Source organism: Segatella copri (genome assembly GCF_019249795.2).
GTDB classification, from domain to species: domain Bacteria; phylum Bacteroidota; class Bacteroidia; order Bacteroidales; family Bacteroidaceae; genus Prevotella; species Prevotella copri_B.
Genome location: NZ_CP156891.1, coordinates 1,988,421 through 2,012,793, shown reverse-complemented (window position 1 = coordinate 2,012,793; position 24,373 = coordinate 1,988,421). Strand labels below are relative to the sequence as shown.

General features: G+C 42.8%; 18 protein-coding genes and 2 tRNA genes. 17 read left to right on the top strand and 3 right to left on the bottom strand.

From position 1 onward, the window contains the following. The first annotated feature begins 9 nt into the window (after positions 1-9). From xerA to KUA48_RS08500, 9 genes are all read left to right on the top strand, one after another. On the top strand, positions 10-966 hold the full coding sequence (gene xerA, locus KUA48_RS08540) for a site-specific tyrosine recombinase/integron integrase (protein ID WP_118253664.1): 957 nt from the start codon (positions 10-12) through the stop codon (positions 964-966). A gap of 117 nt (positions 967-1,083) precedes the next feature. Then, positions 1,084-2,358: a methionine adenosyltransferase gene (gene metK, locus KUA48_RS08535; protein ID WP_153080118.1), complete on the top strand. Its 1,275-nt coding sequence runs from the start codon at positions 1,084-1,086 to the stop codon at positions 2,356-2,358. Positions 2,359-2,361: 3 nt separating this feature from the next. Continuing rightward, positions 2,362-3,387, top strand: a complete 1,026-nt coding sequence (locus tag KUA48_RS08530; RefSeq protein ID WP_153073651.1) for a DUF4271 domain-containing protein — start codon at positions 2,362-2,364, stop codon at positions 3,385-3,387. 6 nt (positions 3,388-3,393) lie between these two features. Further along, the gene (locus tag KUA48_RS08525) at positions 3,394-4,155 is read left to right on the top strand and encodes a uroporphyrinogen-III synthase (protein WP_218432991.1); all 762 of its coding nucleotides are present in this window, start codon (positions 3,394-3,396) and stop codon (positions 4,153-4,155) included. 10 nt (positions 4,156-4,165) lie between these two features. Then, positions 4,166-4,609, top strand: coding sequence for a ribonuclease P protein component (gene rnpA, locus KUA48_RS08520; RefSeq protein WP_118200749.1), 444 nt, complete (start codon positions 4,166-4,168; stop codon positions 4,607-4,609). Beyond that, complete coding sequence (gene yidD / locus KUA48_RS08515) at positions 4,609-4,860, top strand: membrane protein insertion efficiency factor YidD (RefSeq protein ID WP_040553354.1); 252 nt, start codon at positions 4,609-4,611, stop codon at positions 4,858-4,860. The genes rnpA and yidD overlap by 1 nt, the downstream gene beginning before the upstream one ends. A 63-nt stretch (positions 4,861-4,923) precedes the next feature. Next, the gene (gene tyrS / locus KUA48_RS08510; protein ID WP_006848087.1) at positions 4,924-6,225 is read left to right on the top strand and encodes a tyrosine--tRNA ligase; all 1,302 of its coding nucleotides are present in this window, start codon (positions 4,924-4,926) and stop codon (positions 6,223-6,225) included. A gap of 66 nt (positions 6,226-6,291) precedes the next feature. Next, a tRNA-Gln gene (locus KUA48_RS08505) sits at positions 6,292-6,362 on the top strand. Positions 6,363-6,600: 238 nt separating this feature from the next. After that, positions 6,601-7,404 (top strand): gluconate 5-dehydrogenase, encoded by an 804-nt coding sequence (locus KUA48_RS08500; protein ID WP_118253668.1) that lies wholly within the window; start codon positions 6,601-6,603, stop codon positions 7,402-7,404. A gap of 107 nt (positions 7,405-7,511) precedes the next feature. Here KUA48_RS08500 and KUA48_RS08495 read toward each other — a convergent pair whose 3' ends face one another. After that, positions 7,512-7,787 (bottom strand): HU family DNA-binding protein, encoded by a 276-nt coding sequence (locus tag KUA48_RS08495; protein ID WP_006848085.1) that lies wholly within the window; start codon positions 7,785-7,787, stop codon positions 7,512-7,514. Between the two features lie 228 nt (positions 7,788-8,015). Here KUA48_RS08495 and KUA48_RS08490 point away from each other — a divergent pair, with 228 nt between their 5' ends. The 3 genes from KUA48_RS08490 to secDF all read left to right on the top strand — a co-directional run bounded on the left by KUA48_RS08490 (position 8,016) and on the right by secDF (position 13,196). After that, a complete protein-coding gene (locus KUA48_RS08490) occupies positions 8,016-8,954 on the top strand; it encodes a rhomboid family intramembrane serine protease (protein ID WP_118064749.1) in 939 nt (312 codons plus the stop codon). 6 nt (positions 8,955-8,960) lie between these two features. Beyond that, positions 8,961-10,058: an endonuclease/exonuclease/phosphatase family protein gene (locus tag KUA48_RS08485; protein WP_218432990.1), complete on the top strand. Its 1,098-nt coding sequence runs from the start codon at positions 8,961-8,963 to the stop codon at positions 10,056-10,058. A 120-nt stretch (positions 10,059-10,178) separates the two neighbouring features. Then, entirely contained in the window at positions 10,179-13,196 is a 3,018-nt protein-coding gene (gene secDF / locus KUA48_RS08480) for a protein translocase subunit SecDF (protein ID WP_218432988.1), read from the top strand. A 146-nt stretch (positions 13,197-13,342) separates the two neighbouring features. Here the strand turns inward: secDF and KUA48_RS08475 are convergent. Continuing rightward, positions 13,343-13,414, bottom strand: a tRNA-Arg gene (locus KUA48_RS08475). Positions 13,415-13,470: 56 nt separating this feature from the next. Between KUA48_RS08475 and KUA48_RS08470 the strand changes: the two genes are divergently transcribed. Continuing rightward, entirely contained in the window at positions 13,471-14,478 is a 1,008-nt protein-coding gene (locus KUA48_RS08470; RefSeq protein ID WP_218432984.1) for an endonuclease/exonuclease/phosphatase family protein, read from the top strand. A 73-nt stretch (positions 14,479-14,551) separates the two neighbouring features. On the opposite strand, the gene KUA48_RS08465 is transcribed toward KUA48_RS08470, so the two are convergent. Continuing rightward, complete coding sequence (locus tag KUA48_RS08465) at positions 14,552-15,409, bottom strand: enoyl-ACP reductase (protein ID WP_144155663.1); 858 nt, start codon at positions 15,407-15,409, stop codon at positions 14,552-14,554. Between the two features lie 780 nt (positions 15,410-16,189). Between KUA48_RS08465 and KUA48_RS08460 the strand changes: the two genes are divergently transcribed. The 4 genes from KUA48_RS08460 (at position 16,190) to KUA48_RS08445 (ending at position 24,341) form a co-directional block, all read left to right on the top strand. Further along, positions 16,190-19,237, top strand: coding sequence for a TonB-dependent receptor (locus KUA48_RS08460; protein ID WP_218433005.1), 3,048 nt, complete (start codon positions 16,190-16,192; stop codon positions 19,235-19,237). A gap of 21 nt (positions 19,238-19,258) precedes the next feature. Next, positions 19,259-20,782 carry a RagB/SusD family nutrient uptake outer membrane protein gene (locus tag KUA48_RS08455; protein ID WP_218432983.1) on the top strand — a complete coding sequence of 508 codons (1,524 nt, stop codon included), beginning with the start codon at positions 19,259-19,261 and terminating at the stop codon, positions 20,780-20,782. A 186-nt stretch (positions 20,783-20,968) separates the two neighbouring features. Continuing rightward, the gene (locus tag KUA48_RS08450) at positions 20,969-22,531 is read left to right on the top strand and encodes an ATP-binding protein (RefSeq protein ID WP_218432976.1); all 1,563 of its coding nucleotides are present in this window, start codon (positions 20,969-20,971) and stop codon (positions 22,529-22,531) included. A 577-nt stretch (positions 22,532-23,108) separates the two neighbouring features. Beyond that, entirely contained in the window at positions 23,109-24,341 is a 1,233-nt protein-coding gene (locus tag KUA48_RS08445; protein ID WP_369503209.1) for a phage integrase SAM-like domain-containing protein, read from the top strand. Positions 24,342-24,373 lie beyond the last annotated feature (32 nt).

Here is a 24,373-nt window from a genome sequence, read left to right as displayed (position 1 = left end):
TGACAAAAAATGAGGAATGAAATTATAAAGAACTATATGAGATACCTCAAGTTGGGGCGTAATTTCTCCAAAAATACGTTGGATGCCTATTACCATGACTTGAATTTTCTCTTGGAGTATGCTGATAAGAATAATTTGGTGCTGACGGAAATGAAATTGGAAGACTTGGAGAATTTTTCTGCAAGTTTGCATGATCGTGGTGTTTCTGCTCGTTCACAAGCTCGGATTTTGAGCGGAATCCGTTCTTTCTACCGGTATCTGGTGCTTGATGATTATATAAAAGACGATCCGACCGAATTACTGGTTTCTCCCCAAATAGGAAAGCATTTGCCGGAGTATTTATCTGTAGAAGAGGTTGACATGCTTGAAGCGGCTATCGATTTGGAAAAATGGGAGGGACAGCGTAATAAGGCGATTATAGAAACCCTGTTCTCCTGTGGCCTTCGCGTTTCGGAACTTGTGAATCTAAAGAAAAGCGATGTGTTTGAAGAAGAAAAGTTTATTAGGGTCATAGGTAAAGGTAACAAGGAACGCATCGTTCCTATTTCTGGTAAGGCTCTGAAAGAAATCAATCTTTGGTATATAGACCGGAATCTGATGACAATCAAGCCAGGTGAGGAAGACTATGTCTTCTTGAATCGTAGAGGTGCTCATCTCACACGCAATATGATACTTATCATGATAAAAAATGCGGCTTATGATGCAGGAATCAAGAAAACCATTTCTCCTCATACTTTACGCCATAGTTTTGCTACAGCCTTGTTGAAAGGTGGAGCCGATCTGAGGGTAATTCAGGCCTTGTTGGGGCATGAAGATATTGGAACCACAGAGATTTATACTCATCTTGAAACTTCAGATTTGCGCAGAGCTATCTTGGAACATCATCCTCGAAATATCAAATATAGTGGAGAAAACCAAGTGTTTGATTCTGATAAAACAGACAAAAGATGCCCGAATAACAGATAAAGCACAAGGAATTGACGTTTTTTATATGGGAATATGACAAAATCTGAAAAAATATGAGTAACTTTGCAGCCGCAAAATAATGAATATCAATAATTAATAGAAATAAAGTAAGAAAATATGGCATATTTGTTTTCATCAGAATCAGTTTCTGAAGGACATCCAGATAAAGTGGCTGATCAGATTTCAGATGCATTGCTTGACCAGTTTTTGGCTTACGATGACCACGCTCATTGCGCCATCGAAACCTTTTGTACTACTGGTCAGGTAGTAATCATGGGTGAGGTTCGCTCTAACGTTTATGTTGATTTGCAGACCATTGCCCGCAAGACTATCAAGAAAATCGGTTATACCAAGAGCGAATATCAGTTTGACGGCGACTCTTGTGGTGTGCTTACTGCTATCCATGAACAGAGCGATGATATTAACCGCGGTGTAAGTCGTGAGGAGGATGATAATCAGGGTGCAGGCGACCAGGGTATGATGTTCGGTTATGCTACAACGGAAACCGAGAATTATATGCCGGTATCACTCGACTTGGCTCAGCTCATCATGCGTGTCCTTGCAGATATCCGCAAGGAGGGCAAGGTGATGACTTATCTCCGTCCGGACTCTAAGAGCCAGGTAACTATCGAATATTCAGACGATAATATCCCACAGCGCATCGATACCATCGTAGTTTCTACCCAGCATGATGATTTTATCAAGAAGGCAAATGGTGAGGACGATGATGATGCTATGCTGGCAAAGATTCGTGAGGATGTAATCAATATCCTGATTCCAAGAGTAAAGACTCATCTGAGTGATAAGGTGTTGGCTCTCTTCAATGATGATATCAAGTACTTCGTAAACCCTACAGGTAAGTTCGTGATTGGTGGTCCTCATGGAGATACAGGTCTTACCGGTCGTAAAATTATTGTAGATACTTATGGAGGTAAGGGTGCTCATGGTGGTGGTGCCTTCTCAGGTAAGGATAGCAGTAAGGTTGACCGTTCTGCAGCTTATGCTGCTCGTTATATTGCAAAGAATATGGTTGCTGCCGGCGTTGCAGATGAAATGTTGGTTCAGGTAAGTTATGCTATCGGTGTGGCAGAACCGGTTAGTATCTATGTAAATACTTACGGCAGAAGCCATGTGAATATTACTGACGGCGAGATTGCAAAGAAAATTGCAGAAATGTTTGATCTTCGTCCTAAAGCAATCGAGCGCCAGTTGAAGTTGCGCCAGCCAATGTTCCAGGAAACTGCGGCATATGGACACATGGGACGTAAGAATGAGATAGTAGAGAAAACCTTCACCAGCCGATATCATGAGGCTAAAACTGTGAAGGTAGAACTCTTTACATGGGAAAAATTAGATAAGGTAGACGAAATCAAGAAAGTTTTCGGACTTTAAGGAATGGTGCAACAGGCAGATTCGATACAGACAGGTGCCGCACTTGAGGCTGAATCGCAACAGCAAGTGCTCAGGCAACATAGCAGCCAGCTCACACCCAAAGAGGTGTTGAGCTGGCTGCCTAAGAATGCAACGCCAGCTCAGCAGGACTCCATGATTAGGGCACATATCAAGCCCAGTGAGATTCATTGGAGCGAGATGCCGGATACATTACACTTGCCAGGACATAAGGCAGGTAAGAGTTTTAGGGATGTAAGTTTGCCACAATATTATCGTGAGTCATTCTTTTCAAAAGATTCTCTGTTTCATCCGGAATTAAAGGGTGGACGCTTGGGGGTGGCAGGTGATCCTGTTCCCTATACGGTAGCTGGTGATAACTTTATTACTTCATTGCTGTTGGTCTGTTTTCTCTTGGCTTGTATAGCATTCTCTAAATCTAAGCATTTTGTTATACGCCAGGCAAAAACCTTCTTCCGTACTCCACGCATCGGTACAACAGAGGTGACGGAGACCAGTTCTGAAGTAAGATACCAGTTCTTCTTCGTGTTGCAGACCTGTCTTTTGCTGGCAATCGGGTATTTCATTTATTCGAAAGCATCTATCAGCGATACGTTTATCGTAGACCAATATCAGGTGATCAGTATATATGCTGGTTGTATGGGGGGCTATTTCTTGTTGAAGGCGTTCCTCTATGTGATTTCTGGTTGGGTATTTTTTGAAAAGAAAAAAAATGTACAATGGCTCAAGGCATACTTGTTCCTTATATCATGTCAAGGAGTGGCCTTGTTCCCAATGGTGATGCTTTTGTCGTATTTCGATTTTCCATTGCAAATTGCAGTGATATACACGTTGACTATCCTTGGATTAGTTAAATTGTTGGCTTTTTTGAAGGCTTACATTATCTTTTTTAGAAGAAATGGCGTGTTTCTGCAAATATTTTTGTACTTTTGTGCCCTTGAAGTGATACCCTTGTTCGCTCTTTGGGGTGGACTTGTGTTAATCAGTCATTATTTGAAAATAAACTTTTAAGACAAAATGATAAAGAAAATTTTAGTTTCTCAGCCAAAACCTGCAAGTGAGAAGTCTCCTTACTTCGATATCCAGGCTCAATATGGAGTAGAATGCGTGTTCCGTCCATTTTTTAAGGTAGAGGGGCTCTCTTCTAAAGAATTCCGTCAGCAGAAAATAAATTTGCTTGACTATACTGCTGTCGTATTTACATCTCGTCATGCAGTAGACAACTACTTTAAATTAGCTAAGGAGATGCGTATCACAATTCCTGAAGATATGAAATATTTCTGTGTGATAGAGACGATCGCTCTCTACATCCAAAAGTATGTTCAGTATCGCAAGCGTAAGGTGTTCTTTGGTGATACAGGTAAAATTGATGGGTTGATGGGACAGATGGCTCGCCATAAAACCGAGAAATATCTGGTACCATTAAGCAGTGTTCATAATGATGATATTGCCAACTTGCTTGATGAGAAAAAACTCAATCATACAGAATGTGTGATGTATCGTACTGTAAGCAATGATTTCTCAGAAGAGGAAATCAAGAACTTCGATTATGATATGATGCTTTTCTTTAGTCCAACAGGTGTAAAGGCTCTGAAGAAGAATTTCCCTAATTTTGAACAAGGGAATATCGCTGTTGGCGCTTTTGGTCCTGCTACAGCAAAAACGGTTGAAGATGAGGGCTTACGCCTTGATCTGGAGGCTCCTAATAAAGCTTTTCCATCTATGACAGGTGCCTTGGCAGATTATCTGAAACGTCATAATAAAATAAGAAATATTTAATAGAATAGATATGTCAACAGACAGAAATAAAACATTCGGAAAGAAAGAGCATCTATGTAAACTGACACTTATAGAACAGCTCTTTGGAGGTGGTGCTAAAGCAATGACGGCATGGCCTATGAGAATGGTGTTTCTTCTTGTTGACAAGAAAGATGAGCAAGCACCTTCTGTTCAAGTTCTTATCAGTGTATCAAAGCGTTATTTTAAGCACGCAGTAAAGCGCAATCGGGTAAAGCGACAGATACGTGAAGCTTTTCGTTATCAAAAACAGGAGCTGGAGACTTGTATGCAGAATTATGTTGGAAAACAATTGCTTGTGGCTTTTGTTTGGCAAACAGAACAATTGCAGCCTTCAAAGCTGGTTTCAACCAAAATGACTAAACTTTTGGATAGATTGGTTGTTAATATCAAGGAGATGCAATCTGAAACAGTCATGAAAGAGAGCAGTTTATGATGAAGATTCTCTTTATGATAGCACATGGCATGAGAAAGGTGTTGGTATGGATTCTTATACTGCCGATATTGTTTTATCAGAAGTGTATTACTCCTTATACGCCACCTTCCTGTCGCTTTCAGCCCACTTGCTCAGAGTATGCGAGACAAGCCATCCTGAAGCATGGTCCCTTTAAGGGACTGGCTTTGGCTGTTTGGCGCATCTTAAGATGCAATCCTTGGGGTGGTTCGGGTTATGATCCCGTACCGTAAGTTTCCGACTGTATTGTTGGGCCCCTTATACATATTATATAATATAATAAAAAATCATATTCTATGGCAAAAAATTTTGTTGAAGAATTGAAATGGCGTGGTATGCTGGCGCAGATAATGCCAGGTACTGAGGAATATCTCAACACCCACATGGTGTCTGCCTATCTCGGAACCGACCCTACTGCAGACTCTCTGCACATCGGTCACCTTTGTGGTATCATGATGTTGCGCCACTTGCAGCGTTGTGGCCATAAGCCTTATCTCCTCGTCGGCGGTGCCACGGGTATGATTGGCGACCCTTCTGGCAAGAGCCAGGAGCGCAATCTTCTCGATTCAGAGACTCTCTATCATAACCAGGAAGCTATCAAGAAGCAGGTATCTAAGTTCCTCGACTTCGATGGCAATGAGCCTAACAAGGCGGAGTTGGTGAACAACTACGACTGGATGAAGGACTTCACCTTCCTCGATTTCGCTCGTGTGGTTGGTAAGCATATCACTGTAAACTACATGATGGCGAAGGATAGCGTGCAGAAGCGCTTGAATGGTGAGGCTCGCGACGGCTTGTCTTTCACTGAGTTCACCTATCAGTTGCTTCAGGGCTACGACTTCCTCTATCAGTATGAGAAGTATGGTGTTCGTCTCCAGTTGGGTGGTAACGACCAGTGGGGTAACATGACTACCGGTACTGAGCTGATTCACCGTACATTGGGTAACGACGCAGAGTGCTTCTGCCTCACTTGCCCATTGATTACCAAGGCAGACGGTAAGAAGTTCGGTAAGACAGAGAGTGGTAACATCTGGTTGGACCGTAATCGCACTACTCCTTACGCTTTCTACCAGTTCTGGTTGAACGTAAGCGATGATGATGCCGAGAAGTACATCAAGATCTTCACTGACCTTGACAAGGAGACTATCGATGCTCTCGTAGAGGAGCACAAGCAGGATCCTGGTCGCCGTGTACTCCAGAAGCGTCTGGCTGAGGAGGTTACCATAATGGTTCACTCTCAGGAGGATTTGGATATGGCTATCGCAGCCAGCAACATCCTCTTCGGTAAGGCAACCAAGGAGAATCTGGCACAGCTCGATGAGGCTACTTTGAATGATGTATTTGCCAATGTACCTCACTACGACCTCGACAAGAACTTGCTCGGTGGTACAGCTGTTGACCTCTTCAACCAGGAAGGTATGCAGATCTTCCCAAGTAAGAGCGAGATGCGCAAGCTCGTTAAGGGTGGTGGCGTTTCACTCAACAAGGAGAAACTCGCTGCTTTTGACCAGGTTGTAACTGCTGATGACCTGATTGACGGTAAGTATCTTTTGGTTCAGAAAGGTAAGAAGAACTACTTCTTGATTACCGTTAAGTAATCGTTAAAAGTATTGAAAATATTTGGTAGTGGAGAAAAAATCCACTACCTTTGTAGCCGATTTGCTTGTCCTATGGTGTAATGGTAGCACTACAGTTTTTGGTTCTGTCAGTGGTGGTTCGAATCCGCCTGGGACAACAGGTCATAAATAACCCTTCAAGTCTTTGCGGATTTGGAGGGTTATTTTGTTTATAATAAAGTTCGGATACAACAAGCTCTTTGCATCTATTATAGGTCAATTTTGATGAAAAGTAGGCAATAAAATGAGAAAATAAGTAAAAAGGGTGCATCTTTCGTATTGATTTAGGGTGATATTCAAAATTATTTTGTATCTTTGCCCTCGTAACAAATCAAACAATTTATAAAAAATAAAATTATGGACTTTAACAAACTATTCTCATTGGAGGGTAAGGTTGCCCTCGTAACAGGTGCCGCATACGGTATCGGTTTCGCTATTGCTGAGGCTTATGCCAAGGCTGGTGCTAAGATTGCTTTCAATTGCCGCAGCCAGCACCACATGGATCAGGCTCTTGCAGATTACAAAGCAAAGGGTATTGAGGCAAAGGGTTATATCTGTGATGTAACAGATGAGGAACAGGTGAAAAACATGGTAGCTGACATCGAGAAGGAACTTGGTGTTATTGATATTTTGGTAAACAACGCAGGTATTATCAAGCGTATTCCTATGACAGAGATGTCTGTAGATGACTTTAAGCAGGTTATTGACATTGACCTCACTGCACCTTTCATCGTATCTAAGGCAGTTATCCCTGGTATGATTAAGAAGGGGCATGGTAAGATTATCAACATCTGTTCTATGATGAGCGAGCTGGGCCGTGAGACTGTTTCTGCATACGCAGCTGCCAAGGGTGGCTTGAAGATGTTGACACGTAACATCTGCTCAGAGTATGGTGAGTACAACATCCAGTGCAATGGCTTGGGCCCTGGTTACATCGCAACTCCTCAGACAGCACCTCTCCGTGAGTGTCAGGCAGATGGTAGCCGTCATCCATTCGATAGCTTTATCTGTGCAAAGACTCCTGCTGGTCGCTGGTTGGAACCAGAAGAGTTGGCAGGTCCTGCAGTTTTCTTGGCTTCAGATGCTTCTAATGCAGTGAATGGTCACATTCTCTATGTAGATGGTGGTATCTTGGCATATATCGGAAAGCAGCCAAAATAAAGGATCAAACATGAAGATTTAAATTTGAATAAACTTGAATAGAATAAAAAAATATAGGGCAGCCATAAAGGACTGCCCTATATTTGTAATTAAAATAATCTTTACAATTATTTGTTGATTGCATCTGCAAGCTCAGCACCAGCCTTGAACTTAGCAACCTTTTTAGCTGCAATCTGGATCTTCTCCTTAGTAGCTGGATTGATACCCTCACGAGCAGGACGCTCGTTAATGCTGAATGTACCGAAACCTACCAACTGGATCTTGTCACCTGCAATGAGGGCTTCCTTCAATGCGTTTGTTGTAGCTTCAAGAGCGGCCTTAGCCTGTGCCTTTGTAATCTCAGCACCTGCTGCAATCTTGTCAATCAATTCTGTCTTGTTCATAATTTTTCTTTATTAAATGAATAATATTGTTGTTTCTTAGTTGAATTCGTTTACAAATATAGCTTTTTCTTGTGAAAGTTCAAATAAAAAAAGCAGAAAAGTAATGAAATTATTGAAATTTAAGTGTAATAAGTCTATTTTTTGGTGTTTTCACGGATATTTTTCGTAATTTTGTCGCCAAAATACAAATATTAATCAGATTATTAAACTGTTTATAGAAATAAAGTTATGCGCAATATTCCAATTGTAACAAAGAATTTGCTGATAGTGAATGTAGTAGCATTCCTGGCATGCATGCTGATGGACAAGAGTATGGGTGGCGGTTCTGGCCTGACAGATATGTTTGGGCTTCATTTCTTCCTGGCATCCGATTTCCATATTTATCAGTTAGTTACCTACATGTTTATGCATGGTGGTTTCCAGCATATTCTCTTTAATATGTTTGCCTTATGGATGTTTGGCTGTGTGGTTGAAAGAGTTTGGGGACCAAAGAAATTCCTTTTTTATTACATAGCGTGTGGAGTGGGAGCAGGTTTGTTCCAGGAAGCTGCACAGTATATTACCTATGTGGCAAAGGATATGGCAGCTTATGATTATGTTAGTGTTAATGGAGCCAGAATAACAATGGAGCAATATCTGAACCTATGGACTACCGTGGGTGCTTCAGGAGCTATTTATGCCATATTGCTTGCCTTTGGTATGATTTATCCAAACGAGCGTCTCTTCATTTTCCCGTTGCCAGTTCCTATTAAAGCTAAATTCTTCGTGATAGGTTATGCTGTCATTGAATTGGTTTCAACATTCTCTCTCTCTGATGACGGTGTGGCTCATATTGCCCATTTGGGAGGTATGGTCTTTGGATTCTTCCTGATCCGTTATTGGCGTAAGCAGATTGGTAATGGTTACTATCAGTCTAATTCTGCTGATGCATTCGATAAGTTGAAAGGTATGTTCGGCGGAAAGCGTCGGGCAGGTAGAACGCATTTTACTTATACCAAGAATGAATCTTATAATCCGACTTATGAACAGGATGCTGAATGTAAGACCAATGAAAAGGTCGTATCTCAGGAAGAGATAGATAGAATCTTGGATAAGATAAGGAAAAGCGGTTATGATAGCTTGACTCAGAGTGAAAAGCAGATGCTCTTTGATCAGAGCAATAAGTAGGAAACTATGTTTAAAGGATTTAAGGAATTTACATATAAGATGGTAGCTGGTGCTAATGTGGCAACTATCATCATCATGTTGCTGGTGGGCTTTTCTGACTTCTTTCAGCCAGAAAAGTTCGCCGCATTGGCTAATCTTGGCTTACTTTTCCCGGTTTTTCTTATAGTTAACTTAGGCTTTTTGCTTTTCTGGTTGCTCTTCCGGTCTAAGTATGCCATTATTCCATTCTTAGGCTTCTTGATCTGTTTTGTTCCTGTCCGCAAGTATATGCCAATCAACTTTTCTGGCGAAACTCCAAAAGGTTGTATCAAAGTTCTATCATATAATACCTGGAATTTTGGTGCGCAGACCGAGGATGCCGAAGGAACTAATATCTGTATTGCTTATCTACAGGAGCAGGATGCTGATATTGTTTGTCTGCAGGAAGCATGTCCTACAGCCCGGAATATTGAACAGATAGATAGTATGCTCAAGCCCATGTATGCTTTTCAGGATACAACGATGCACGTGAATGGTGGAAATTGTCTGATGTTGCTCAGTAAATACCCTATTCTTTCAAAAGAGCGAATTCCTTATGAATCGAAAGGAAATATGAGTGTAGCGTATCGTCTGAAAGTGAAAGATAGAGAGGTCCTTCTCATCAATAATCATTTGGAAACTACCGGCTTAAGTTTAGAGGACAGACGCCAGTTCAAGAATCTGGTTATCGGAAAATTGCAGGTTGATACTGCAGAAGAAACGTCCAAACTGCTCGTTGTAAAACTTGCCGAGGCTACAAAGAAACGGGCTCCGGAGGCTGAGGCTGTAGCAAAATACATTCAGCAGCATAAAGAACAGAGTATTATTTTGTGCGGTGACTTTAATGATGGTCCTATCTCTTATGCTCATCGTACGATAGCTAAAGATTTGACGGATTGCTACATTGCAAGTGGTAACGGACCGGGTATCAGCTATCATCATGGAGGCTTTTTTGTTCGCATTGACAATATCATGTGTTCAGACGATTGGGAGCCTTATGAATGCAAAGTTGATGATAAAATCGCCGTTTCAGACCACTATCCTATCATCTGTAAGCTAAAAATGCGCCCTAAAAAGCAAAAATAGAGCAAATTATTCTTATATAAGAAAAAAAATGCTTATTTTTGCACAACTTTATGAAGGTTTTCGAAAGAATCCCTAAAAGCAATTGAAAAGAAACAAATAATTAATAACAATAATATAGAAATGCAAAACAAAGGAATTGTAATTTGTGTAGCCGTCTTACTGACACTCGCAAGTATCTTCTATTTGTCATTCTCGTTTGCCACACGTTACTATGACAGCGAGGCTGCAAAGATTAAAGATCCTATTGCTCAGCAGGATTATAAGGATTCTGTTAAGTACTTAGGTGTTTATTCTTACCAGAACTGCTTGGAGACTCAGATTGGTCTTGGACTTGACCTTAAGGGCGGTATGAATGTAATTCTTGAGATTTCTGTACCTGATGTACTTGAAAACCTTGCCGATCATAAGACCGACGCTGGTTTTACCAATGCCATGAAGGAAGCTAGAGCTCAGGAAGAAGCTAACGGTGGTGACTTCGTGTCACTTTTCATTAACGCTTATCATAAGAGCGCACCAGGTCATAAACTCGCAGAAGTGTTCGCTACCCAGCAGTTGCAGGGCAAGGTTTCTCCTCAGAGCAGCGACGCAGAGGTAGAAAAGGCTATCCGCGCTTCTGTACAGGATGCTATTGACAACTCTTTCAATGTTGTCCGCACCCGTATCGATAAGTTTGGTGTTGTACAGCCTAACATCCAGAAGTTGGAAGGTCAGCAGGGCCGTATCATGGTAGAAATGCCAGGTATCAGCCAGCCAGAGCGTATGCGTAAGATGCTCCAGGGTAGTGCAAACCTTGAGTTCTGGGAGACATACAACTCAGAGGAAATCGCTCCTTATCTCCAGCAGCTTGATACCCGTATCGCAAATGGTGATAATGGTGAGGAGAAGAACGATACAGTTGCAGCAGATTCTGCAGCAGCTAAGAAGGAAGTTGCTAAGGCTGAGCCTAAGAAGGCTGAGGCTAAGTTCTCTATCAAGAAGAAGGACGATGCTGCAAGCAAGGTAGGCGAGGATGCTCAGAATGCTGCTGCTATCAAGGCTCACCCATTGTTGGCTCGTTTGCAGCTCGGTGGTGGTTTGAGCACTGTTGGTTATGCTAGTGTTCGCGATACAGCTGCTATCAACAAGATTATCTACTCTGCTGTAGCTAAGCGCGTTTTGCCATCAGACTTGCGTCTGCTTTGGAGTGCTAAGCCAGCTGATAACCTGAAGGTTAAGAATATCTTCGAGCTTCACGCCTTGAAGGTGACTACCACTACAGGTCGTGCTCCTTTGGAGGGTGATGTAATTACCGATGCTAAGGACGAGTTCGACCAGATGGGTTCACCTGTTGTTAGTATGAAGATGAATACTGAGGGCGCACGTAAGTGGGCTCAGATGACAAAGGCTAACGTAGGTAAGGCTATTGCTATCGTTCTGGATGGCGTAGTTTACTCTGCTCCTCGCGTAAACGGCGAGATTGATGGTGGTAGCTCTCTGATTTCCGGTAACTTCACTATCGAGGATACCAAGGACTTGGCTAATACATTGAAGTCTGGTCGTATGCCAGCTCCTGCACGTATCGTTCAGGAGGAGGTTGTAGGTCCTACACTCGGTGCACAGTCTATCCAGATGGGTATTGTATCATTCGTTGTAGCTTTCGTACTCCTGATGGTTTACATGGTGATGATGTACAACATCATTCCTGGTATGATGGCTAACCTGGCATTGCTCGTCAATGTATTCTTCACGCTGGGTATTCTGACGTCATTCCAGGCGGCTCTGACGTTACCTGGTCTTGCCGGTATGGTCTTGTCTCTGGGTACTGCCGTGGATGCTAACGTGCTTATCTATGAGCGTATCAAGGAGGAGCTTCGCTCCGGTAAGGGTATGAAGCAGGCTGTAGCTGCCGGTTATGGCAACGCTTTCTCTGCTATCTTCGACTCTAACTTGACATCTTTGATTACTGGTGTTATCCTGTTGACTACCGGTACAGGTCCTATCCGTGGTTTCGCTACTACATGGATCATCGGTATCGTAGTTTCATTCTTCACTGCTGTGTTCCTCACACGTCTGGTTTACGATTATAAGTTGAACCACGATAAGTGGATGCACTGCAAGTTTGATACTCCAGTTTCTCACAACCTGATGCAGGGCAAGAAGTATAAGTTCATGTCTATGTACAAGACTACCTTCACCGTTGCCATCGTAGCAGCTGTGGTATTCATCGGTAGCTTCTTTGTTCGTGGCTTGAGTAAGAGTATCGACTTTACTGGTGGTCGTAACTATGTAGTACAGTTCGAAAATCCTGTAGAGCCTGAGCAGATCCGTACCGTTCTTGGCGGTGCTTTCGTCAATGCAGATGGTACTAAGGCTACTACAAGTGCTATCGCTATCGGTACAGATGGTAAGACTATCCGTGTATCTACCAACTATATGATTGAGAGCAACAGTCCAACTGTTGACGATGAGGCTGAGACTATCCTTTACAATGCCTTGAAGAAGGCTAACCTGGTTTCTCAGAAGAGTGTTGAGGCATTCAAGAATCCAGATGTTCGTCAGGGTGGTTCTATCATCAGTAGTACTAAGGTAGGTCCTTCTGTGGCTAAGGATATCACTATGGGTGCTATCTATAGTGTGCTCTTCGCATTGATTGCTATCTTCCTCTACATCCTGATACGTTTCCGCAACGTGGCCTTCTCTGTAGGTTCTACTGTAGCTTTGGCATTTGATGCCTTGACAGTAATCGGTTTCTACTCACTCCTGTGGGGTCTCGTTCCATTCTCATTGGAGATTGACCAGACCTTCATCGGTGCTATTCTGACCGTGGTAGGTTACTCTATCAACGATAAGGTGGTTGTGTTCGACCGTATCCGTGAGAACTTGAAGTTGCATCCTAAGGGCGACCGTCAGCAGCTCTTCAATGCATCTATCAATGAGACATTGGCTCGTACCATCAATACATCTACATCAACATTGCTCGTGTTGCTCTGTATCTTCATCCTCGGTGGTGACAGCATCCGCAGCTTCTCATTCGCAATGATTCTGGGTGTTGTATTCGGTACATTGTCATCTATCTTCATTGCATCTCCAATGGCTTACATCGTTCTTGGTCGTAAGATTAAGGAAGAGCCAGCAGAGGAGGTTGCAGAAGTTAAGTAATCAGAAACTCTTCATTCTTTCTCTGTCCGATGTATGTCGGATAGAGAAAGATACTGGAAAGAATATAAAAATAATAAAGGTCGCTTCCTGATTGTTAGGAGCGACCTTTATTGTTTTATCATCTCTGGAATGATAAGGAAAGTACGTGGTCCCACCGAGAATCGAACTCGGATCAAAGGTTTAGGAAACCTCCGTTCTATCCGTTAAACTATAGGACCATTGTAAACCGACTGCAAAGATACATCAAATCGTTGACAATACAAAATAAAATGTTATGTTTTTCACTCTCATCTTATCAAGTTTCCTCACTTTTGTGGAGTTGAACTGCGAAAACCTCTTCGATACGAGGCATGATTCGCTGAAGAATGACTATGAATTCCTGCCACAGAGCAGTTACAAGTGGACGCCTTATCGCTATTGGCGCAAGCTGGCAAATCTTTCCAAGACTATAGTAGCTTTGGGTTATGAAGATTTGTCGCTTGTTGGTACCGCCTCCCCAGATAATCCTTCAAGGCCCTCGGAGAAGTCCTGGCATGTTCCCGATTTTGTGGCGCTTTGCGAGGTTGAGAACGACAGCGTGCTGTTTGATTTAACCCGGCGTTCTGCTCTTCGCGGTGTGAATTATGATTATGTGATGACCGATTCGCCTGATGAACGAGGCATAGATGTGGCTTTGCTTTATCAGCCATCTTCTTTTGCACTTATACAGTCCCGTTCCATCCGTATCAAGCCGCTGCCTGATACTCGCCCTACGAGAGATATTCTCTACGCATCGGGGCGGATTATGAATGATGATACGCTCCATGTCTTTGTATTGCATGCGCCCAGCCGGCGTGGCGGTGAACAGGTTTCGCGTCCCTACCGCCTGCAGGTAGCCAGCCAGTTGGCTTCTGCCGTAGATTCTATCTATGCGCTCAATGATAGTGCAAGGATTATCGTAGCCGGCGATTTCAACGATTATTCCGATTCTCCGGCTCTTCGTTCTCTTTATCAGCATCACCTTATTAATATATCTGTTGGCGTCAAAGGCTCTCATGGTGCCAAGGCTACTTATCGCTGGCATGGAGATTGGCGAAGTCTTGACCAGATTCTCTTCAGTCCTTCGCTTTCCCGGCTTAAGATGGGTTGTCAGATAGGAGATTTGCCATTTCTCTTAGAAGATGATGAGAAATATGGCGGAAAGAAACCTTTCCGCACCTATCTCGGTCCACGATATTTGGGTGGATACAGCGATCATCTTCCGCTTGTTGCCAAGTTTAAGATAGAGGGTGGATATGAATAAAAAAACAGGTATGCTCAGATTTTTACTGAACATACCTGTCTGTATATTAGTGAGATTTTTCTCTTCTGCCTGATTATCCGTAGATAACATTACCTTTCTCATCCTCATAAGGAGTCATATCCTTAGCATACTGGTTCATGGCACGGAGGCTCATACCCATTGATGAGAAACCACCATCGTGGAAGAGGTTCTGCATGGTTACCTTGCGGGTGAAGTCAGAGAACATCATCACGCAGTAGTTAGCGCAATCCTCTGCTACGGCATTTCCGAGTGGAGACATCTTGTCGGCGAAGTCCATCATGTTCTCGATATCCTTGATACCCTTACCTGCTGTTGTAGCTGTAGGGCTCTGAGAGATGGTGTTGATGCGCACGTGCTTCTCACGACCATAGATGTAACCGAAGCTGCGGGCGATACTTTCGAGCATGCTCTTGGCATCAGCCATATCGTTGTAACCGAAGAATGTACGCTGAGAAGCTACGTATGTGAGAGCTACTACAGAACCCCACTCGTTGATAGCATCCAACTTCTTGGCTACCTGCAACATTTTGTGGAAAGAGATAGCAGAGATGTCCAATGTCTTGTTCAGGAAGTTGTAGTCGAGGTCATCGTATGTACGATGCTTGCGAACGTTAGGGCTCATAGCTACAGAGTGGAGCACGAAGTCAATTTTGCCACCGAGTTTCTCCTGAGCCTCTGTGAATACCTTTTCCAAGTCTTCTACGCTAGTCGCATCAGCTGCGATGATAGGAGCGTTGATCTGTTCAGCGAGCTTATCCAGCGTACCCATACGCAAAGCCATAGCTGTATTACTAAGTGCGATAGTAGCACCCTCTTCAGCAGCCTTTACAGCTACTTTCCAAGCGATTGATTCCTCATTGAGTGCACCGAAGATGATGCCACGCTTGCCTTTTAACAAATTGTGAGTCATTGTTATCTTAATACTTTTGTTTATACTAACGACATCCCCTACATATATCATTCTCTATATATATAATAAGGTGTAAAACCACTTTGTTTTGTTCTAGTCGTTGAAATCGTGCGCAAAATTACGAAAAATGTGCAATATACCCAAATTTTTTAACTAAAAAGTGCCGTAAACGTTTTCTTTTTTGTGGTATGTCAAGTATTTCGCTCCCTGCAGTCAGTATGATATTCTATTTATTCTTTGCAGATAATAAGCCTGAAACAGATATATCTTATGCTTATAGATAACGTATCTGTTGGTCTGAGGAATTAGATTTGTAGGGTTCCTGACATATGCCAGCAAGGTTCCTGACATATGTCAACAAGGTTCCTGACATATGCCAACAGAGTTATTGACATATGTCAGCAACCTTGTTGGCAACTGCCGTCAACCGAACGGAACTAATTGTTGGAACCGATGAATCGTAGAACTGTGACTATTTAATCTATTTGTTCTACGTATTTAAGCAATACGTCTTACCCGGCAGATGTCTGTATAGATAACTTAAGAACCTTCTTATTTCTGTTCTTACAAATTATAGCCTTATTGCTGCAAAAATATCCTTTTTGTTGCAATATGACAAGGTAGAAGTGTTAAAAACAGACTTTTTTATGTGCGTTATTAAATTTTTCTTTCGAAATATTTGCAAATATCCGAAAAAAAATCTAATTTTGCAGCCGATTATTATATATTTATTAATTATTATCTAATAAAGAGAGAGATTATGTTTAAAAGAATCGCTTTATTTGTGGGGGGGCAATTCTCAGTTGTGGAGTAGCCTTTGCCCAATCGTCTGTTACCGGTAAGGTAGTAGCTTCAGAGGATGGTGAGCCTGTTATTGGCGCATCAATCAAAGTAGCTGGTACTAATACGGGTACTGTTACGGACGTCGATGGAAACTTCAGTTTGAATGTTCCAGCCGGCTCCAAGTTGGAGATTACCTATATAGGTATGAATCCACAAACTGTCAAAGCAAGTTCTAATATGAAGATTGTTTTGACTTCTGATAACAAATCCTTGGATGAGGTGATTGTTACAGGTTATGGTAACTTCAAGAAATCCTCATTTACAGGTGCTGCTGCTTCCATGTCAACAGCTAAGTTGAGTGATGTTCCTTCACTTTCTGTTGAAGATAAGCTTTCTGGTAATATCCCAGGAGTTTCTATTTCTTCTTTCTCTGGCCAGCCAGGTGCAATGAACTATATCCGTATTCGTGGTATGGGTTCTATCAATGCAGGTAACGATCCATTGATTGTGATTGATGGTACTCCTGTGAACTCTGGTAACTTGAGTGGTTTCAATGATGGAAGTACTGGAAGTGGTTACAATGGTTCTGGTACCAATGCACTTTCTACATTGAACAGCAACGATATCGAATCTATCACTGTTATCAAGGATGCTGCCGCAGCCTCTTTGTATGGTTCTCGTGCAGCCAATGGTGTGCTTGTCATTACAACCAAGAGTGGTAGTGCAGGTAAGACCCAGGTTGATTTCCGTAGCGACTGGGGATTCTCTAACATGGCTATCAACTATCGTCCAACGTTGGATGGTGATTCTCGTCGTGCCTTGATTTATCAAGGTTTGAAAAACTATGCTTTTGATAATGTTGATGGTACAACCGATGCTTCGGCTGCAGCATTTGCTGATGCTAATATTGATGATTATGCAGCAAAACCAGAGAATGGCTGGGCTAATTGGCGTGACGCTCTCTTCAAAAATGGTTCTAGCCAGAACTATCAGGCAAGTGTAACTGGTGGTAATGATAAGACCAAGTTCTATGCATCTTTGTCATATGCAAATCAGAATGGTATTGTTGACCGTTCAGGCTTGGAACGTATGACAGGTAATGTAAACGTTTCCCATCGTTTTGGTAAGTTCAAGTTGGATGCTAGCACAATGATTTCATCTATGCATCAGAACTCTGCCATGGATGGTGGCGCTTCTTTTGCTGGTGCCGTCTCAAGTGCAGTATGGTTCCTCGGCCCTTCTAATGCTATCTATGACAAGAATGGTAATTTGCTGACAAAGACAGATGGTGCTTATAACAATAGTTATAACCCTATTTATGAGAACCAGCACATGTCTGATAGAACCAACACGACACGTTCTTACAGCACCTTGGCTCTCGAATGGAACATTTGGGACAACTTGAAGTTGCGTGAGAAGGTAGCTTACGACTACATCAACTCTACCGAGGATGTGCTTTGGGACAAATTCTGTGGTAATGGTCCTGGCTCAAATGGTGTGATGCAGCGTACTTACAATGAGTGGACAACCATGAACACTCAGACACAGTTGACATACAATAAGTCTTTTGGTGCCCACAATGTGGATGCTTTGCTTGGTTTCGAGACAGAGGCATGGCATAACAACAACTCATACGCTTCCGGTACAGACTTCCCTGGCAACTTGTATGAGTTCGCTAACTCTGGCGATACCTCTATGCAGAGTTACAAGTATGACTCAAAGATGACTTCTTTCTTGGGTCGTGTCAACTACAACTATAACGATTTGTATTATGCTGGTGTAAGCTATCGTCGTGATGGTAGTTCTCGTATGGCACGTGAGAATCGTTGGGGTTCGTTCTGGTCTGTATCTGGTGCTTGGCGCTTTGGTGCAGAAAAGTTCATGGATTCTATCAAGGATATATTGAGCGATGGTAAGATTCGTGTATCTTATGGTGTGAACGGAACTCTTCCATCTGGCTTGTATAGTTACATGAACCTTTATAAGTATGGTGAGTACTACAATGGTAGCAATGGTATGGGTATCATTGGTGTAGCTAACAAGGACTTGAAGTGGGAGCAGAACAAGGCTTGGAACTTTGGTCTTGACTTGACATTCCTCAACCGTATTTCTGTAACATTGGATTACTACGTACGTAATACATCCAATTTGATTATGAACCGTCCTATCTCTATGATTCCAGGTTACTATGATGAATCTTCTCTGTTGGCTACCATGGCTCAGAATGTAGGTTCTATGCGTAACCAAGGTATTGAGGTGACCATTTCTTCTACCAACATTCAGAAGAAGGACTTCCTTTGGACTACTTCTCTGAACTTTGGTCATAACTCCAACAAGGTAACAGAGTTGACAGGTGATGATGACAAGATTATCAGTGGTGCCTTGATTCATCAGGTAGGCAAGCCTTACTATTCTTACTATATGTATGAGTATGCAGGTGTTGACCCTGAGACAGGTAAGGAGAGCTATTACATCAATGATGGAACTGAGAATGCTCGCAAGACCACTACTAATGTAGCTGAGGCAAACAAGACTATTGTTGGTCATCATGAGCCAACAATTGAGGGCGGTTTGTCTAACTTCATCAAGTGGAAGTTTATCGACTTCAACTTTACTTTGACCTATAAGTTGGGCGGTGACTCTTACGATTATGCTACTTGGTTGCACGATAATGGTGGTACATACGCCCTCTATGGAGCAATCCCTTCTTACTATAAGTTGGAGGATATGTGGCAGAAGCCAGGCGATAATGCTAAGTTGCCTAAGTTCCAGGCTGGTTATGGTAAGGGTGTGTTGTCTTCTCGTTGGTTGATGCCTAACGATTATCTTCGCTTGAAGAACCTTACCTTAGGTTTCTCAGCACCAAAGGAGTGGATCAGCAACCTCGGCTTGAGCAAGGCTCGTGTATATTTCTCTGCCAACAACTTGTTGACCTGGAAGTCTAAGGATCTTTATGTTGATCCAGAGACACCAGCGGATGGCTTGTGTACATTCGAAATGCCAGCTTTGAGAACTTATACATTTGGTATCGAACTTAGTTTCTAATTTATAAAAGAACGAAATACAATGAAAGTATTAAAATCAATATATAAGGTAATGGGCTGCGCTATTTTGGCAGCCAGCCTGTCATCTTGCGTCAATGATTGGTTGGACGTAGCTCCTTCTGATGGTACAGATGCAGGTGCAGCCTTGACCAGCAGTTCAGACTTGGCTGCTGCGAGAACGGGTATGTACAAGGCTTTGAAAGGAAACCGCAGCTTGGTAGATTACTATGGTCAGCAATTCTTCGTTTATGGTGATGTTCATGCAGGTGATGATTATCAGTATAATAATCTTGGTGGTTCTAACCGTGCAAGTTTCTACTATGATATGAACTATCAGACAGCATCAGAATTCAACACAAGTACTGTATCATGGCAGTCTCCATATGTTGTAATTGGACGTGCAAACAGAATCATTGCAGCTGCAGAAGGTGGAAAATTAAGTGATGCTGTTGAAGCAAAAGCAAAAATTGAACAGTACGCAGCAGAGTCTAAAGTTCTACGTGCTCTTGCCCACTTCGATCTTGTGAGAATTTACGGAAAGCCATATACAGAGGATCAGGGTGCATCTCTTGGTGTACCATTGGTAACAGGAGTGCTGGAGTCTAATGCAAAACCTGCTCGTAGCACTGTTGCTGAGGTTTACACCCAGGTAGTGAAGGATTTGACTGAGGCTATCAGCTCTAATGCTCTTGCTACAGAGACAGAACCAGGTTATGTAAGCGTTTGGGGAGCAAAGGCAATCCTTTCTCGTGTTTATTTGAATATGGGTGATTATGCTAACGCCTTGTCTGTTGCTGAGGATATTATCAAGAATTCTGGCGCAGCGTTGTGGACTCGTGACCAATACTTCAAAGCATGGGATGCTTCAACTCCTAATGAGAGTGAGTTCTTGTTCCGTCTCAATGTGGCAGGTTCTACAGACAACAATGACTTGAATGGTATCGGTAACCTTCAGCAGCGTGATGGCTACAAGGAAATGGTTGCTACTAAGAAGTTTGTTGACATGCTTACTTCAGACCCAGAAGATGTTCGTAACGATATGTTCTTGCCAGCAAAAGCAGAAAAAGAAGTTGCTGTTTATGGAACCAATAAAGTCTTCCTTAACAAACTTCGTGGTCAAGGTGGTAATCTTCGTAATGTTACTATCGTTCCAATTATCCGTCTTTCTGAGGTTTACTTGACAGCTGCAGAGTGTGCATTTAGAAATAATGACAAGACTAAGGCTGTAGAGTATCTGAATGATTTGGTAAAGAATCGTACCACAACAGTGGCTTCTTTGGCAACTGTTGATAACATCACTCTCGACCGCATCTTGATTGAGCGTCGTAAGGAGTTGATTGGCGAGGGACAGCGTTACTTTGATGCTTTGCGTAATAACGAGACTATCACCCGTTATACAAGTGAAGCTGATAAGGGTTGGCACAAGACATTGAGCAAGGAAGCTCAGTCTTTCAACCGTGATTACTTCAAGGCTATTGCTGCCATTCCGCAGGCAGAGATCAACGCCAACCCTAACATCAAGCAGAATACGGGTTACGGTGAGTAATCGCTGTGATGGAATATTTTAATAAGATAATATTTTTAATCAACGATATAGGAATGCCATGAGTGGCATTTTCTATAAATCTCTCGGGAGAGGCTGGCTGTGAAGCTCGCCTCTCTTTTTTTTGTCTTTTTATTTGCGTATCTGATATTTTATTCGTAACTTCGCACCGTCTAAAGGAATATGGCTATGGAAGAGATAAGAAAATACCCAGTAGGAATGCAAACTTTCTCTGATATACGAGAGGGTAATTATGTGTACGTAGATAAGACAAGGTATATTGTCGATTTCTTGCGTAATGGTTCTAAATATGTGTTTCTGAGTCGTCCAAGACGATTCGGTAAGTCGCTTTTTGTCTCTACGCTCCAGGCATATTATGAGGGCAGGAAGGAACTGTTTGATGGTTTGGCACTTGGCGAATATGAGAAAGAATGGGTGAAGCATCCTGTTCTTCACTTCGACATGAGTACTGCCAAAAATCAGACACCCGAAGGGTTAGAAGAGATGCTGGGCTACATGCTTTCAGAATACGAGCAGGTCTATGGACGTGACGAATTGGCGGTGCAGCCGAGCCAGCGTTTGCAGTCTTTGGTAAAGCGTGCCTATAAGAAGACGGGTCAAAAGGTGGTCGTTTTGATAGACGAATATGATGCTCCTCTCTTGGATGTCGTGCATGAGAAGGAAAGTTTGATGCCATTGCGCTTGGTTATGAGGAAGTTCTATAGCCCATTGAAATATCTCGACCCTTGGCTGGAATTTACCTTTATCACGGGTATCACCAAGTTCTCTCAGTTGAGTATCTTTAGCGAGATCAATAATTTGGATAATATCAGCATGTTCGATCAGTATTCTGCTATCTGTGGTATCAGCAAGACAGAACTACTGACGGTGATGAAGCCTGATGTTGAGTTGCTAGCCAAGTCTTTGGGAAAAACTTTTGATGAAACGGTTGCCGAGTTGGGTTCATATTATGATGGTTATCATTTCAGTAAAAAATCAGAAGATGTGTTTAATCCGTTTAGTCTGGTTAAAGCGTTGAGAAGTAAGGAAGTAGCAGCTTATTGGTTTAGTTCAGGTACTCCTGCATACATTATCAACACTTTACGCAAACATCATGTGGGGGTGATGGATATAGAACAGAAATCCGTAGGGGTGGATGATTTCGATGTCTCTCCTGAGCAGATGACTTCTGCTTTACCATTGCTTTATCAGAGTGGGTATCTCACCATCAAGAAGTATAACCCTATCTTGCAGAGCTATCAGCTGGATTATCCAAACAAGGAAGTGCGTGTAGGGATGGTTCGTTCCTTGGCTCCTAACTATCTCTCTCCAATATCGTTGAACAATAATAGTTTCATCTTCGACTTTTTGGAGCAACTATATAACAATAATATGGATGGTGCTTTGCAGAAAATGCAGGCTTATCTCGCTAGTATCTCCAATCGACTTGCCAACAAGAACGAGAAGGACTTCCAAACGGTCTTTTATCTCATTTTTAATTTGATGGGTGCTTACATCTTGGTGGAGGAGGATAGTGCAATAGGCAGAGCAGATGCCGTTCTTCATATGCCGGATACAATCTATGTGATGGAACTGAAGTTTGATAAGACGGCTGAGGAAGCTTTGCAACAGATTGATGACAAAGGCTATCTCATTCCTTATTCAGCTGACGGCAAACGAATGGTAAAAGTAGGAATCAACTACGACAGCCAGAAGCGAACCATTGGTGAATGGAAGATAGCAGAAGGATAAATCACACTTTTGACGAATACAGGGGTAAGAATGCTGACTGTAAAGCTCGCCTCTTTCCAAGAAAAAAAACACGGACAAATTGAATTTGTCCGGACAAATTTGTCCGGCATGATATAAATCGCTGACTATGAGAAAATTATAAAGATGCCGGACAAACAACCGGACAAATTCAATTTGTCCGTGTTATATTTTTAGGTCATAAATGCAGGTTTGGCATGGCGTAAACTATGACTTATGCTCCAGAAAACGGTGAGTTGGAGGGAAGAAAACTATGAGTTGTATTTGTTAACATAAAGCTCTAAAGCAGCCTAAGGAGAATAAGAGAGGTTGGAACGTAAACAGTTGGGAATGAGCAGATTTGCACAAAGTTGCCAAATCGGCATAAAGCAAGCGAGTGAGGAATATTGAAGTAGTTCAGTTACTAAATCGTGAGCCACAGTTACCTATGCAAAGCAGGTAACAATGCGGAAAGGCAACTTTGTGCATCAACGGATTTTATTGCGCTGATTCTCAATGTTTTGCGTATCAAGGAACGCTTACAAAATGATTATATTTGCACACTCAAAATGTAAGCGTTATGAAAATCGAAAAATTCAAGGTGTTGCTCTACCTAAAAAAGAGCGGAATGGACAAGAACGGAAAAGCTCCCATCATGGGACGCATCACGGTGAACAGGACTATGGCGCAGTTCTCCTGCAAGTTGTCTTGCACTCCATCGCTTTGGAATCCTCGTGCCAGCCGATTGGAGGGCAAGAGCAAGGAAGCCGTGGAGACCAACAAGGACATCGAGCAGTTGTTGCTTTCCATCCAAAAGGCATTCGATGTGCTTGTGGAAAAGAGAACGGACTTCGAGGCTAAGGATGTCAAGGAGGCCTTGCAGGGCAGCGTCAAGACACAGACCACCCTTCTCTCCTTCGTGGACGAGCATATCAGTGAACTCAGCACCCATGAGGGTATCGATATGTCGAAGAGCAGTGTCTGGACTTACAGAAAGATTCGCAAGAATCTCGCTGAGTTCATCGGGGAGAAGTATAGGTTGAATGATTTGGCTTTCGGACAGCTGACCGAGCCTTTCATCAGTGACTTTCACCATTACTTGCTTGACGAGAAAGGCTTTTCATCAGGAACCATCACCATCTATGTGTCGCTCTTCAAGAAGATGTGCCGCATTGCCTTTGAGCGAGGCTTGTGCAGGAACCTGCTGTTCGCCCATTATCGGGTTGGCACTCCAAGGGTTACGACACCCAAGGCTCTCAGCATGTCTGATTTCATAAAAATCCGTGATGTGGAACTGCCCGAAGACAAGCCGAGACTATCCGTTAGCCGTGACCTGTTTCTTTTCGCCTGCTATGCAGGAACAGCCTTCATAGACACCGTTTCCATCACGAAAGCCAATGTCAAGGTGTTGGAGGATGGTGACAAATGGCTCATCTATAACCGCAAGAAGACCGGAACACTTGCCAGGGTGAAACTCCTGCCCGAGGCGTTGGAGCTGATGGCGAAATACGAGGACGAGGCAAGAGATACCCTTTTCCCATTGCTGAGCACGAATCGTGTTCGTATCGATCTCATCACCATCTGCAAGTTGGCGGAAACGAGCAAGACCTATTCCTACCATTCGGGACGACACTCGTTCGCCAGCCTCATTACGCTGGAGGCTGGTGTGCCGATGGAGACCATCTGCAGGATGCTCGGTCACAAGGATGTGAAGATGACGCAGCGGTATGCGAGAGTAACCCAAAAGAAGCTGTTTGAGGACATGGACAAGTTCATCGCTGCAACCGAGAAGGACTTTATTCTCGCATTATGAACAAGGCTTTCAACTTTTCTTTTTACAGTTTC

Bases quoted from the DNA above. Each gene is read 5' to 3' on its own strand.
- KUA48_RS08530 (WP_153073651.1), top strand. From the start codon at position 2,362: ATGGTGCAACAGGCAGATTCGATACAGACAGGTGCCGCACTTGAGGCT.
- KUA48_RS08450 (WP_218432976.1), top strand. From the start codon at position 20,969: ATGGAAGAGATAAGAAAATACCCAGTAGGAATGCAAACTTTCTCTGAT.
- yidD (WP_040553354.1), top strand. From the start codon at position 4,609: ATGAAGATTCTCTTTATGATAGCACATGGCATGAGAAAGGTGTTGGTA.
- xerA (WP_118253664.1), top strand. From the start codon at position 10: ATGAGGAATGAAATTATAAAGAACTATATGAGATACCTCAAGTTGGGG.
- KUA48_RS08465 (WP_144155663.1), bottom strand. From the start codon at position 15,409: ATGACTCACAATTTGTTAAAAGGCAAGCGTGGCATCATCTTCGGTGCA.
- secDF (WP_218432988.1), top strand. From the start codon at position 10,179: ATGCAAAACAAAGGAATTGTAATTTGTGTAGCCGTCTTACTGACACTC.
- KUA48_RS08445 (WP_369503209.1), top strand. From the start codon at position 23,109: ATGAAAATCGAAAAATTCAAGGTGTTGCTCTACCTAAAAAAGAGCGGA.
- KUA48_RS08455 (WP_218432983.1), top strand. From the start codon at position 19,259: ATGAAAGTATTAAAATCAATATATAAGGTAATGGGCTGCGCTATTTTG.
- KUA48_RS08485 (WP_218432990.1), top strand. From the start codon at position 8,961: ATGTTTAAAGGATTTAAGGAATTTACATATAAGATGGTAGCTGGTGCT.
- rnpA (WP_118200749.1), top strand. From the start codon at position 4,166: ATGTCAACAGACAGAAATAAAACATTCGGAAAGAAAGAGCATCTATGT.
- KUA48_RS08500 (WP_118253668.1), top strand. From the start codon at position 6,601: ATGGACTTTAACAAACTATTCTCATTGGAGGGTAAGGTTGCCCTCGTA.
- KUA48_RS08470 (WP_218432984.1), top strand. From the start codon at position 13,471: ATGTTTTTCACTCTCATCTTATCAAGTTTCCTCACTTTTGTGGAGTTG.
- tyrS (WP_006848087.1), top strand. From the start codon at position 4,924: ATGGCAAAAAATTTTGTTGAAGAATTGAAATGGCGTGGTATGCTGGCG.
- KUA48_RS08495 (WP_006848085.1), bottom strand. From the start codon at position 7,787: ATGAACAAGACAGAATTGATTGACAAGATTGCAGCAGGTGCTGAGATT.
- KUA48_RS08525 (WP_218432991.1), top strand. From the start codon at position 3,394: ATGATAAAGAAAATTTTAGTTTCTCAGCCAAAACCTGCAAGTGAGAAG.
- KUA48_RS08490 (WP_118064749.1), top strand. From the start codon at position 8,016: ATGCGCAATATTCCAATTGTAACAAAGAATTTGCTGATAGTGAATGTA.
- metK (WP_153080118.1), top strand. From the start codon at position 1,084: ATGGCATATTTGTTTTCATCAGAATCAGTTTCTGAAGGACATCCAGAT.